Origin of the sequence: Psychroflexus salinarum, from assembly GCF_042677225.1 — a bacterium.
Taxonomy (GTDB): domain Bacteria; phylum Bacteroidota; class Bacteroidia; order Flavobacteriales; family Flavobacteriaceae; genus Psychroflexus; species Psychroflexus salinarum.
Genome location: NZ_JBHTIV010000013.1, coordinates 209064 through 223296, shown reverse-complemented (window position 1 = coordinate 223296; position 14233 = coordinate 209064). Strand labels below are relative to the sequence as shown.

The window sequence follows — 14233 nt, the reverse complement described above, 5'->3', positions numbered from 1 at the left end:
GAGAACTTTGGAAACTTTATAGACTTAATCTTAAGTGAAATCAACCTAACCAGCCATCTCGATCCAGACTTCTATACTGAATGGCTTCAGAGATATGAGCTCCCTGAATTTCTGGTGAAGCTTCAAGATCAGCAATAGTTCGTGATACTTTTAAGATTCTATCATAAGCTCTAGCAGACAAATTGAGCCGTTCCATTGCTGTTTTCAAAAGTGTTTTAGAAGATTCTTCTAGCTTACAGAATTGTTTGATATGCTTTACATTCATCTGAGCATTGTAATGTACATTTTCAAAATTTTTAAATCTATCTGTTTGAAACTCTCTCGCTTTAGTAACGCGTTTTCTAATTTCTACACTACTTTCTCCTTTACGTTCATCACTCAGTTTATCAAAAGGAACTGGGGTTACTTCTATATGGATATCTATTCTATCCAATAAAGGACCACTTATTTTTCCTAAATAGCGTTGCATTTCGGCTGGAGAAGAGGTTACAGGAGCGTCGGGATCGTTAAAATATCCTCCAGGACTTGGATTCATACTCGCAACTAACATAAAACTCGATGGATAAGTTACAGTAAATTTCGCCCTTGAAATAGTAACTTCTCTATCTTCTAGAGGCTGACGCATAACCTCTAGCACCGTACGTTTAAACTCTGGCAACTCATCCAAAAATAATATGCCATTATGGGCTAAAGAGATTTCACCTGGCTGTGGATAAGCTCCTCCACCCACTAAAGCCACATCCGAAATCGTATGATGTGGACTTCTAAACGGCCGCTCTGCCATCAGACCGACATTTTCTTTTACTCTACCCACCACCGAATGGATTTTGGTAGTCTCTAAAGCTTCATGCAAACTCATAGGCGGCAAAATACTTGGAAGACGTTTTGCCAACATGGTTTTACCTGAGCCTGGAGGACCCACCATTATAATATTATGTCCACCTGCAGCAGCAATTTCCATACATCGCTTGATGGATTCCTGACCCTTAACATCTGCAAAATCGAATTCTGGATGAGCTAAATTGTTATAAAATATTTCTCTTGTATTTATTTTGGTAGGTTCTAGAGGTTCATCTTTATCAAAAAAACTGATGACTTCACTTATACTTTCGATTCCATAAACATCAAGATTATCAACAATTGCAGCCTCCTTTGCATTTTGTTTTGGCAGAATGAATCCTTTAAAACCTTCTTGCCTGGCCTTTATAGCTATTGGCAAGGCTCCCTTTATAGGTTGTAAACTACCATCGAGAGACAATTCTCCCATGATAATGTATTTATCGATTTCATCGGATTTTATTTGATTGGAAGCTGAAAGAATACCAAGAGCTAAAGTTAAATCGTACGCAGAACCCTCTTTTCGCATATCTGCTGGAGCCATATTGACAATGATTTTCTTTCCTGGAAATTTAAAACCATTGTTTTTTAAAGCTGCCTGAATTCTAAAACTACTTTCTCGAATGGCATTATCTGGTAAGCCTACTAGATGGTAGCCAATACCTTTTTCCATATTGATTTCAATAGTAATAATTTCAGCATCAACACCAAAAACTGAACTTCCAAAAACTTTTACAAGCATAATAAATTGATTAGTGGTTAGTTAATCTAAAAATATACTTTTTCCTTTAAAGTTGATGAAAATCAAAACTTAATTCAATTGTTTGAGCATTTTAAACTAAAAACCCCGAAATAAATTCGAGGTTTTTAGTTTAAAATAATAAAATCAATGTTAAGACTTGTAATATTTCAATAATTCTGTGGTTGAAGAATCATGCTGATTCTCTATTTGGCTAGACTCGATGTCCTTCAATGTATTTTTCGCCAGTTGCTTTCCTAGCTCCACACCCCATTGATCATAACTAAATATATTCCAAATCACTCCTTGCACAAAAATTTTATGCTCATACATAGAAACCAATTTACCTAAGGATCTAGGAGTTAATTCATCTATCAAAATCGAAGTTGTAGGTTTATTTCCATCGAAGACTTTGAAAGGTAGCAATTTTTGAATCTCTTCAACACTTAAGCCATTGTTTTCAAGCTCTTTATGAACTTCCTCTTTAGATTTACCTTTCATCAAGGCTTCAGTTTGGGCAAAATAATTAGCCATCAAGATATCGTGATGTTTAGAATTGCCGTGCAGCGAATTTTTAAAACCGATAAAATCTGAAGGAATTAATTTGGTTCCCTGATGAATCAATTGAAAAAAGGCATGCTGAGAATTGGTCCCCGGCTCACCCCAAACAATAGTTCCTGTCTGATAATTCACTTTTACACCAGCTCTGTCTACACTTTTCCCGTTACTCTCCATAGAGGCTTGCTGAAGATAAGGTGCTAATTTTTGAAGATATTGAGTATAAGGAATAATAGCTTCGCTTTCTGCTCCTAGAAAATTGTTATACCAAATTCCAAGTAAAGCTAGTACAACAGGTATATTATTATCAAATTCAGAAGTTTTGAAATGTGTGTCCATGTCTTCCGCCCCATCCAATAAGTCTTGAAATTTTTTAGAGCCCAAACTCACAGCTATAGAAAGTCCAGCAGCACTCCATAATGAAAAACGACCTCCAACCCAATCGTACATTGGGAAAATATTTTCTTTAGCGATACCAAAATCTTCAACTGCAGAAATGTTTGTAGAAACAGCTACAAAATTATGTTTTACATCAGCTTTGGTAGCTGATTTCAAGAACCAATCTCTAACAGTATTTGCATTGGTCAAAGTTTCTTGAGTGGTAAACGATTTAGAAACAATCAGAAACAAAGTGGTTTCTGGATTGAGATGTTTTAAGGTTTCAGAAACGTGGTCACCATCAACATTTGAAATAAAGTGAGGTGTAATATCTTCTTGATAGTACGCTAAAGCATCTACAATCATCTGAGGCCCTAAATCTGAACCTCCTATACCAATGTTGACAACATCTGTAAATTTCTTTCCAGTATATGATTTTCGCTCACCAGAATTAACCTGATCTGAAAAAGATTTAATTTTAGTCAGCACGGACTGAACATCTTCAAAAACCTCTTTACCTTCAACTTTTGCAGAATTAGTTTTAGAAGTTCTTAAAGCGGTATGTAAAACTGATCTTCCTTCAGTTTCATTGATTTTATCACCGGCAAAATAACTTTTGATAGCATTTTTTAAATCTGCTTCACCGGCAAGATTTATCAATTGTTCGAAAACTTCTTCGTTAAGTAAGTTTTTAGAAAAATCAACTAAAAAGTCTTTATTTTGGATTGAAAACTCTTGAAAACGTTTTGAATTCGATTCAAATAAAGCGTTTAGCTTAAATTCATTTTTGGAAAGAGATTCAAGTTCTTTCCAAGATTTAAAATTAACAGGTGAAAGGGTTTGTAAAGACATCTAGTTTACTTTTAAAACGTTTTTTTTATAATGTTCTATAAGACCATCAATAGGTCTTCTTATGATGTTACCAATATCTAGGTGGTAGCGTTTAGCAACATCTCTTATGATATCTTCAGAAAAGAAGGCTATTGAACCAATAAAGTGAATAGGAACATTTTGAGCTTGCTTAAAACACATGACCCGACGTTCAATAAACTTCTCTATACCTTCATATATCAGTTTATAAAAATATCCATTTCGCTCTTCAGATGTAAAAATAAATTCAGCAAAAGAAGCTAAATACGTATTGGGATTATCTTCTTTGTAGACGTTCCTTTTGATTGTGTCGGCGTCTAAATTGTAGCGTTTAGAAAATTCACGACTCATATCATCACCCATAAATTTATAGTAATAATCTCTTATCAGCCGTTTTCCAAAGTAATTTCCACTGGCTTCATCCATTAGCACATAGCCAAGAGACTCTATTTCCATATGAACTTTTTTACCATCAAAAAAACAAGAATTAGATCCAGTTCCCAAAATGCAAACAATTCCAGGTTCTGTTGTAGCGGCAAGAGCTGCTGCCACCATATCTTCTTCCACATTAATTTCTGCATCCTTGAAAAAATCCTTCAAAATGAGTTCAAGATTTTTTACAGGTGTTGGTGTTCCACATCCTGCTCCAAAAAAGTCAACCCGAGTTACTTTCGAAATTATCTTCTTAAGATCTTCATTCTCCTCTATACGAGATTTTAAAGTTTCCGGTTTAAAAACTGCAGGATTCAAACCTTTAGTCCTCGTTTTCAACTCTACTTCTCCTTTGTCGTTTAATAGAATCCAATCGCATTTTGTCGAACCACCATCTGCTATGATAATCATATAAATAAGTTTAGATTAAAATAAAAAAAGCTTATTCCATCAGTTGAAATAAGCTTTTAAAATAGATTTGTATTTATAATTTAGCTACATGTAAAGCTAAATCTACAAGTTTAGCAGAGTAACCGTATTCGTTATCATACCAAGCTACTAACTTGAAGAAATTATCATTTAAGGCTATTCCAGCATTAGCATCAAAATTTGATGTAGCTGCTTCTGAAACAAAGTCTTGAGAAACAACCTCATCTTCATAATAAGCTAAAACACCTTTCATTGGACCATCAGCAGCAGCTTTCATAGCAGCTTTAACTTCCTCATATGTAGCAGATTTTTCAGTTCTTACAGTTAAATCTACTACAGATACGTTAGCTGTTGGCACTCTAAAAGCCATACCTGTTAATTTACCTTCTACTTCTTTGATCACCTTACCTACAGCTACAGCTGCACCAGTACTCGTTGGAATAATGTTATTGATAGCACTTCTGCCGATTCTGTAATTTTTTGCAGAAGGAGAATCTACTGTAAATTGAGTTGAAGTTGCTGCGTGAATTGTAGTCATAAGACCTTCAACAATTCCAAAGTTATCGTTGATAACTTTTGTCATGGGAGCAAGACAGTTTGTTGTACAGGATGCATTAGAAACAACCGTATCTTCTGCTTTAACATCATTTTCATTTACTCCCATCACAAACATTGGAGCAGTTTTAGATGGTGCAGAAATCACTACTTTCTTAGCACCTGCGTCTATATGTGCAGATGCATTATCTTTTTCTTTAAAGATACCTGTACAATCCATTATAACCTCAGCTCCTACTTCGTTCCATTTTAGTTGTTTAGGATCTTTCTCAGCAGTAATTCTGATTGATTTTCCGTCAACTACCAGGTTTCCATCTTTTACTTCAACAGATTTATTGAATCTTCCGTGAACTGAATCATATTTTAACATGTAAGCCAAATGATCTACGTCAAGTAAATCGTTAACACCTACTATTTCTACGTCTTTATTGTCCATTGCTATTCTAAAAGCAATTCTACCAATACGGCCAAAACCGTTAATACCTATCTTTGTCATAATTATTAAATTTTAAAATTATTCGTATTTATGTGGATACAATATCTGCAACTCTTATTAGATCTGTATCCAATATTTTTTTAATGTTGATTGCTATTTCAAATGGGACATGAACAATTTTTTTATGTTCTATACCAACCATAATATTAGATTTTCCTTCGATTAAAGCATCTACAGCACCGACACCAAGGCGACTTGCTAATACTCTATCAAAACAACTAGGAGATCCTCCTCTTTGTATATGTCCAAGAACAGTGACTTTAACTTCGTAATCAGGCAGATTTTCCTGAATAGATTCAGCAACCTTAGTAATGTTTTTGCCAATTTGATCTCCTTCAGATACCACTACGATACTTGAAGATTTTCCTGTTTTTCTACTTTTTTCTAAAGATTCTATAAGTCTATCTATACCTAGATTTTCTTCAGGAATCAAAATTTCCTCAGCTCCTGCCCCAATACCACTATTTAATGCAATATCCCCAGCATCTCTTCCCATAACTTCAATCAAAAAGAGTCTATCGTGGGAACTTGCTGTGTCTCTAATTTTATCTATAGCCTCTACAACTGTATTTAAAGCTGTATCGTAACCTATGGTATAATCAGTACCATTAATGTCATTGTCTATGGTTCCAGGTATTCCTATTATTGGTATGTCAAATTCTTTACTGAAAACGGAAGCGCCTGTGAATGTGCCATCACCACCAATGACTATTAAAGCATCAATATGTCTGGCTCGTAAATTTTTGTAAGCTTTTTCACGACCTTTTTTGTCCATAAAATCTTTAGATCGAGCCGATTTTAGAAAGGTTCCTCCCCTATTAATAGTATTTTTAACATCACGAGGGCCAAGTTCAATGAATTCATTTTCTATTAAACCTTGATAGCCTCTATATATACCATCACATTTGAGACCAGAATATGCTGCATTTCTTACTACAGCTCTTATGGCAGCATTCATTCCAGGAGAATCTCCCCCAGATGTTAATACTGCAATTTTCTTAATATCTTTTTTCATTGTTTCAAATATATTTTAAATATAAGATAATCACTAATATAGTTATGGACTAAAACGATTTCGACTGATAAACATTATTAAAATTTTATAAAAAATAGTAAAAAATTACTCACTTATCAAAATTTTATATTCCCAGGGCTTGAAATTGTGAATTTGATCGGTTTTCAATTCTAAAGGTTCTGAAGTCATATAATCTTTATATCTACCATAAAACGAAGTTTGAAATTCTTGACTTTCATCAGTAAAATTGGCTAGATAGATTAGAGTTTCTCCATTTTTTGACCTCTCAAAAGCAATAACTTTTTCATCATTGGATGTCGAGAGACGCTTATAAGAAGCTGCTTTTTTTGCTCCATGCAATGTTTTGTTAGTATTTTTAAGCTCACCTAATTTTACATGCACATCCCATAATTTACCCTTTACTTTTGGAATACTATCCTTTTCAAAAAACTTAAGTCTTTTATCCATTCCGTATTCTTGTCCGCTATAGATCAAAGGCATACCTGGTAAAGCGTAAGTGAAAGCTAACATAGTTTCAGACGCATCTCCCATTCTCTCCTCTACTGTTCCATTCCAGGAGTTTTCATCATGATTAGTAATGAAGTTCATCAAATAATCATCTTTTTGATAGGTGGTATCGATTTTTGCCATATAAGCATCCCAATCCTTTACACTCATTTCCCCTTTGGCAATTTCATTCATAAGATGATGACCTTCCCAGTTATAGCCCATATCAAAAGCTTCATAAAACAAATCTTTATCCTCACTTTCGGCTAACATAAATACTGGTTTTTCTTCTTTCAGTTTGGGTACGACATAGTTCCAAAATTCTGTAGTGACATTTCCGGCTACATCAGCTCTAAAGCCATCTATATTTTTTTCTTTCACCCAATACACCATCTCATCTTTCATGGCCGTCCAAAGAGAATCATTCTCATAATTGAGATGTGCCACATCTGTCCATCCCCAAGACTCACCAGTATCTGGATTTATCGGATCTGTTACATTGCCTTCATTATCCTTATGGTAATATTCCGGATGCTCCTCAATCCATTTATGATCCCAGCCTGTATGGTTGGCTACCCAGTCTAAAATGACATACATTCCGTTATCATGAGCGGTTTTAACCAGCTCATCAAAATCATCCATACTCCCAAATTCTGGATTGATAGCCGTGTAATCTGAAATTGCATAATAACTACCTAAGTACTTCTTCTTCTCTTCAGGATCTTCGATATCTTCTATAGATAAATCTGGAGTTGCTTTTCTATTTTTCATAGAAATTGGGTAAACTGGCATCAACCAAATCACCTTTACGCCAAGTTCTTTTAGCTCAGGAATGTCTTTTGTAAATTCATCAAAAGTTCCTTCTGGTGAATACTGTCGAATGTTCGCTTCGTAAATCACAGAAGATTCTAAGACCTCATTTGTAATAGGTTCAAAATCATCCGTAGAGTCCTTTTTATCTTCTTTTGATTTTTGATTACAAGCAGCAACCAAAAAGGATAAGCTGATTACAAGGCTTAAAAATTTAATATGTCTCATGATATTTTTAATTTATATTTAATTATTTATTGAATAAATATTACTACGAATGAGTTAGCGTTCAATTACTCTTTGGAACTATACATAGTAAATCCAGGTTTTAATTGAAGATTATTTTCCCAGCTAATATTTGAATCCTCTACTACATTATTAAATTGTTTACCACTTAAATTTAATTCTTCAAATTTGGATAAATCTACATTTTTAGATGTATCATTAGTGTTGAGAAAAACAGCAACAATTTCGTTCTCATGAATTCTGAAAACAGGATAAATACCATCAAAAGGAGCAAAATGAACCATTTCTCCTTCCAAAATAGCTTCAGACGTCTTTCTGAAGTTTAAAATCTTTTTCAAAAACGATTGAAAATCTAGCTGTTTATCAGTTAAGTTTTCTCCTGTAAAAGCATTTTGAGCATCTCCTTCCCAGCCACCAGGAAAATCAGTCCGTATCAAACCATGATCCCCGCGCTTGTCTGAATTCTCCATCAAAATTTCAGTTCCATAATAAATTTGTGGTGTTCTTGGCAGACTTAAGATAAGCCCTAAGGCCATTTTAGTTTTTCCAATATCTTTATTCAACTGAGTGAAAATTCTATCCATGTCATGGTTGTCTGGGAAGATCATAACATCCTTAGGTCTCGGATAATAAAAATCATTGGCCAAACCTTCGTAAATTTTAGTTAATCCATTTCCCCAGCCTTCGTTGCCTTCATTAAGAGCCTGCACAATTTTCATTTGCATTGGAAAATCCATGACAGAGCGTAAATTGGAATTATAACCATCGCTGTTGTTTTGGCCTTGCTGCCAATAACCTACCAACAATTGATCTGTAGTCCACTCCTCACCTACTATATTGAAATTCGGATATTCTTTCATGATTGCTCCAGCCCAGTCAGACATGAATGCTTTATTAGGATAGGGGTAGGTATCTTGACGAATACCGTGTAATCCCAGAGTTTCCACCCACCAAATGCTATTCTGAATAATATACTTGGCCAAATATGGATTTTCTTGATTCAGATCTGGCATGGTAGGTACAAACCAGCCTTTGTGCATAATTTTAGAATCCAGCTCCGATCCATACGGATCCTGATTTGTAGATCGTTTGTGATTGGAATTAGGAATATCTTTTCCTTCTTCATATAAATCTTGATAATTGAGCCAATTAGAAAATGGTAAATCATCCATCCACCAATGTCCACTACCACTATGATTGGCTATCATGTCCATAATCAAACCAATTCCTTTTTCTGAAGCTTTCTGAGAAAGTTCTTTATATAATTCTAAATCTCCAAAGCGTGGATCAACTTCATAAAAATCTGTAATCGCATAGCCGTGATAAGAAGAAGACTCCATATCATTTGTAAGCAATGGACTTGACCAGATACTGGTAAACCCCATGTCTGAGATATAATCTAAATGGTCTATGATACCTTGAATATCTCCTCCGTGTCTAGCATAATTATTATTGCGATCAACTTTGGTTTCTCTCAAGGTTTCAACCACATCATTTTTTGTGTTACCATTTGCAAAACGGTCGGGTGTGATCAAATACACCACATCTTCATGATTAAAACTAACATAATCTTTTGCTGATTTTTCTCTGGAATTTAATGAGAAGTCAAAGCTTAAATTTTTAGCTCCTTTTTTTTTGAATTTAATTTCAAAAGTTCCCGCTTTGGCTTCTTCTGAAATACTTAAGTCAATAAATAAGTAATTAGGACTGTCGGCTTGGTGGACTTCAGCTATTTGAACACCATCGTATTTCAATTTTGGCTGATACGTTGAAATATCCTCAGCATGGACCATGAGTTGAATGTTATTCATCTCCATACCAACCCACCAATTGGGTGGTTCAACTCTAAGGTCTTGAGCATTTAAGTCAACTGAAAACAAATTCAGAAGAAAAAAACAGCCAAAGACAAATTTTAAAAACGATAATTGAGGCTTAAATTTCATAATTTGATTTTATTTTTCAATAATACTTATTGCAAAACCACCACCTGCTGCAGATTTCAATTTCAAAGCTGAGTTGCTGGTTACTTTCTTGGTAGAAATTTTATAAGCCTGTGGATTTGTTTTGTAGTGAGCGTCTTTAGCATCAGCATAAATCGTGGCTTGGTAAGTTTTGCCTTTTTCCAAGAAGTCGAGATCTAGTTTGGTCTTTCTAGGGGTAGTACCATTAACATTACCCACAAACCAGCTAGAAGAATCTTTGGCTTTTCTAGCTACAGTGATATATTCTCCAGGTTCTGCTTCCAGGTAATGACTTTCATCCCAATCTAAAGCAACATCTTTTATGAATTGGAAAGCATCCATATAGCGTTTGTAATTCTCTGGTAAATCAGCAGCCATTTGTAACGGACTGTACATCGTAACATATAGTGCTAATTGATTAGCAATGGTCGAATTCACATGAGAATTGTTGTCTGGATTCAATTTACTGATGTCCATTTCAAAAATTCCAGGAGTATAATCCATAGGTCCGCCAATTAACCTTGTAAATGGTAAGATAGTCACGTGATTGGGTTTTGATCCTCCAAAAGCTTGAAACTCTGTTCCCCTTGCCGATTCATTTCCAATCAAATTAGGGTAAGTCCTACGTAGCCCTGTGGGTCTGACAGCTTCGTGTGCATTCACCATGATTTTATAATCTGCGGCCTTTTTGACTGCATATAAATAATGATTAATCGCCCACTGACCATAATGGTGTTCACCTCGTGGAATAATATCTCCCACATAACCACTTTTTACAGAAGTATAGCCGTATTTGTTCATAAATTGATATGCTGTATCCAAATGACGCTCATAATTTCTTATTGCTCCAGAAGTTTCATGATGCATCATCATTTCAATATCTTTTGACGCAGCATACTCTTGAATTTCCTTCACATCAAAATCTGGATAAGGCGTTACGAAATCAAATACGTAATCTTTAGAATGTCCAAACCAGTCTTCCCAGCCTTCGTTCCAACCTTCAACTAGCAGTGCATCAAAACCATGCTTAGAAGCAAAATCAATATATTCTTTTACGTGTTCTGTGTTGGCTGCATGTTTTTCGTTGGGTTTGGTTTTGGAATAATCAGTCTCTCCAAGTTTTACAGAAGGAAGTTCATCGGTGTAATTCCAGCTACTCTTTCCTGTAATCATTTCCCACCAAACTCCCATATATTTGATAGGTTTTATCCAAGATGTGTCTTCGATTTCATTGGGTTCATTTAAATTCAAGGTCATATTAGAAGCTAAAATATCTCTAGCATCATCGGTTACCATGATAGTTCTCCAGGGAGAAACGGCTGGCGCTTGTAAATAGCCTTTGTTTCCAATAGCATCTGGCGTTAACCAGGACTTAAAAGTCAGAGTTGATTCATCTAGATTCAAATTCATCAATGAATATTCCTTTAGCGCTGCTTCATGTAAATTGATATACAAATCATCATCGGTTTTCATCATTAAAGAGGTTTGAACTCCCGTTTTAGAAAATTGCTCCTGTGAAGCATTATCCGTTAAAGCTATATCAAATAAATCTTTAATTTCTGATAACTTAGAGGTTGTATAATCGTACTCCTGAGAATCGTAATCACCTGGAATCCAAAAAGCAGTATGATCTCCTGTCATAGCGAATTCGGTGTGTTCCTCTTTAATAACAAAATAGACCAAATTATCTTGCTGTGGAAACTCATATCTGAATCCAAGACCTTCATCGAAAAGACGAAAGCGTATGATAATATGCCTGTCTTTCTCAGGTTGATTAAGTGTCAAAGCGAGTTCGTTGTAATGATTTCTGATACTAGATTGCTCACCCCATACTGGTGACCATGTATCATCAAAAGAAGAATTTGATACATCTTTTACCTCAAATCCGTTTAATAAGGATTTATCATCATTTACCAATTCCAGGCCTAGTTTACTTTGAGCTATGACTTCCTTTCCCTTATAGCTTAAAGTATAAGTCGGAGTTCCATTTTCTGCAAGTTCAAAATTAAGCTCTAGTTTAGAATTAGGTGAGCTTAAGCTTTGACCATATGAGCTTACTGTTATTAAAATTAGCCCAACAAAGGCTAGTATATTTTTCATATCACTTCTATTTTTATTTAACTTCAACAGATTCTCCGTTGACAATAATTTGTAGTTTTTCCCCTGCCTCTAAGCTGAAATTAGTAGCCTCGTGACTAATTTTAACTTTCAAAATATGATTTCTAAAATTCACTTTGAAAGAGTAAGAAGTCCATTCTTTAGGTATTTTTGGAGCAAAGTGCAATTGGTCATTCTTCACTCTCATTCCGCCAAAACCTTCTACAATACTCATCCAGGTTCCAGCCATACTGGTAATATGACAGCCTTCTTTCACTTCTTTATTGTAATCGTCGAGATCCAATCTTGAAGTTCTTAAGTAAAATTCATAGGCCTGCTCCATTCTATCCAATAAAGCAGCTTGAATACTGTGAACACAAGGAGAAAGCGAAGATTCATGAACTGTGAATGGCTCGTAGAAATCAAAATGCTTTTCAATATCTTCTTTTTTGAAATGATGTTCAAAAAAGTAAAACCCTTGCAGCGTATCAGCTTGCTTAATATAAGGTGAGCGCAATATTCTATCCCAAGACCAATGTTGGTTGATAGGACGTAACTTTTGATCCAAATCTCCCACTTTCACCATTTCTTTATCCAAAAATCCATCTTGTTGAAGATAAACTCCGTACTCTTCAGAATAAGGGAAGTAAAGATGGTCTGCGACCTTTACCATTTTATCAATCTCAGTATTTGTCAGTTTTGTTTTTTGGATAATTCGCGCATAGTCATCTGAATATTCCTTTTCAACCTTTTTGAGGTTTTCTACAGCAAAATCGATACACCATTTGGCGATATAATTGGTATACCAGTTATTATTGACATTATTTTCATATTCGTTGGGACCAGTAACTCCAAGAATCACATACTTGTCTTTTTGCTTTGAAAATGTAGCGCGCTGCTGCCAGAATCTGGCAATAGCAATCAAGACTTCAAGTCCCATTTCCGGAATGTAAGAATAATCTCCTGTATACCGGTGATAGTTGAAAATAGCGTAAGCTATAGCTCCATTTCTGTGAATTTCTTCGAAGGTGATTTCCCATTCGTTATGAGATTCTTCACCATTCATCGTTACCATAGGATACAAAGCTGCTCCACCTGTAAATCCAAGCTTTTCAGCATTTTCAATAGCTTTGCCTAAGTGATTGTAACGATATTTCAAAAGGTTCCTAGCTACATCTTGGTCTTTGGTCGCCATATAAAAGGGAATGCAATAAGCTTCAGTATCCCAATAGGTGCTTCCGCCGTATTTTTCGCCAGTAAATCCTTTTGGACCAATGTTTAAACGATGATCCGTTCCTGTATAGGTCTGATTCAATTGAAAAATATTAAAACGTATGCCCTGTTGAGCTTTTATATCACCTTCAATGGAAATATCACTCATTTTCCAAATCTCACTCCAGGCCTGTTTTTGTGTATTCAATAGATTTTTGAAGCCTTCTGAAGTTGCTTTTTTCAAAACTGATTTCGCTGCTGAAATCAACTCAGACTTATCGTGATTTAAAGATGTTGTATAGCCTGCATATTTCTGAAGGCTTAAGGTGCTTCCTTTTGCAACATGTTCTTCAAATGAGATTGATACTTCCATCTCTTTCTGAAGTGGCTTTCCTTTGGTTTCTGATTTATTCCCATTTAGAAATAAATGTGCCTCCATATAAGTACACACGTGATACAGTGTTTTCAACGTATGGCATTCAATAAATCCTTGTTTATCGTTTACTTCTTTATGAGTGGTTTTCCAAAACTGATCCTCCCAATTAGTATCTTGGTTTGTAATACCTGAATCTAGATAGGGTATATAAGTGATTTTAGCATCTGAATTTACAGGCGTGATTTTATAATCAATCACTCCTAATTCTTCATGCACTAAGCTTAAAAATCGTTTTACTTCAACCTTAATGGTTATATCATTTTGTAAAGTGGCTTCAAAACTTCTTCCAAGCCAGCCTTCTTTCATATTGAGTTCACGCTTAAAGTTTTCAACTTTTTTACAACTAAATAAATCAAGCATTTCATCATTGATAATTACATTGATCCCAATCCAGTTGGGTGCATTAAGTACTTTAGCAAAATATTCTGGATAGCCATTTTTCCACCAACCTACTCTGGTTTTATCTGGATAATAAACACCTCCTATGTAACTTCCCTGAAAGGTTGGACCTGTATAGGTTTCTTCAAAATTGGCACGCTGACCCATTGAGCCATTTCCAATACTGAATAAGCTTTCTGAGGATTGAACGCGATCCACTTCAAAGCCATCTTCTATAATTGACCATGAGTCTGGTGTGATATAATCTTGATTCATT

General features: G+C 35.1%; 9 protein-coding genes. All 9 read right to left on the bottom strand.

Annotated elements, in window-relative coordinates:
* Positions 1-40: 40 nt before the first annotated feature.
* Positions 41-1579, bottom strand: a complete 1539-nt coding sequence (locus tag ACFQ0R_RS11560; protein ID WP_379658537.1) for a YifB family Mg chelatase-like AAA ATPase — start codon at positions 1577-1579, stop codon at positions 41-43.
* A 150-nt stretch (positions 1580-1729) separates the two neighbouring features.
* Positions 1730-3364: a glucose-6-phosphate isomerase gene (gene pgi / locus ACFQ0R_RS11555; protein ID WP_379658536.1), complete on the bottom strand. Its 1635-nt coding sequence runs from the start codon at positions 3362-3364 to the stop codon at positions 1730-1732.
* On the bottom strand, positions 3365-4225 hold the full coding sequence (locus ACFQ0R_RS11550; RefSeq protein WP_379658535.1) for an N-acetylglucosamine kinase: 861 nt from the start codon (positions 4223-4225) through the stop codon (positions 3365-3367).
* Between the two features lie 73 nt (positions 4226-4298).
* Positions 4299-5294: a type I glyceraldehyde-3-phosphate dehydrogenase gene (gap, locus tag ACFQ0R_RS11545; protein WP_379658534.1), complete on the bottom strand. Its 996-nt coding sequence runs from the start codon at positions 5292-5294 to the stop codon at positions 4299-4301.
* A gap of 28 nt (positions 5295-5322) precedes the next feature.
* A complete protein-coding gene (gene pfkA, locus ACFQ0R_RS11540; protein ID WP_379658533.1) occupies positions 5323-6309 on the bottom strand; it encodes a 6-phosphofructokinase in 987 nt (328 codons plus the stop codon).
* A 105-nt stretch (positions 6310-6414) separates the two neighbouring features.
* Positions 6415-7854 (bottom strand): alpha-amylase family glycosyl hydrolase, encoded by a 1440-nt coding sequence (locus tag ACFQ0R_RS11535; protein ID WP_379658532.1) that lies wholly within the window; start codon positions 7852-7854, stop codon positions 6415-6417.
* A 65-nt stretch (positions 7855-7919) separates the two neighbouring features.
* The gene (locus tag ACFQ0R_RS11530) at positions 7920-9815 is read right to left on the bottom strand and encodes a glycoside hydrolase family 13 protein (RefSeq protein WP_379658531.1); all 1896 of its coding nucleotides are present in this window, start codon (positions 9813-9815) and stop codon (positions 7920-7922) included.
* Positions 9816-9824: 9 nt separating this feature from the next.
* Positions 9825-11933, bottom strand: a complete 2109-nt coding sequence (locus ACFQ0R_RS11525) for a glycoside hydrolase family 97 protein (protein WP_379658530.1) — start codon at positions 11931-11933, stop codon at positions 9825-9827.
* A gap of 13 nt (positions 11934-11946) precedes the next feature.
* Positions 11947-14232, bottom strand: coding sequence for a glycoside hydrolase family 65 protein (locus tag ACFQ0R_RS11520; RefSeq protein ID WP_379658529.1), 2286 nt, complete (start codon positions 14230-14232; stop codon positions 11947-11949).
* Between the last annotated feature and the right edge of the window lies 1 nt (position 14233).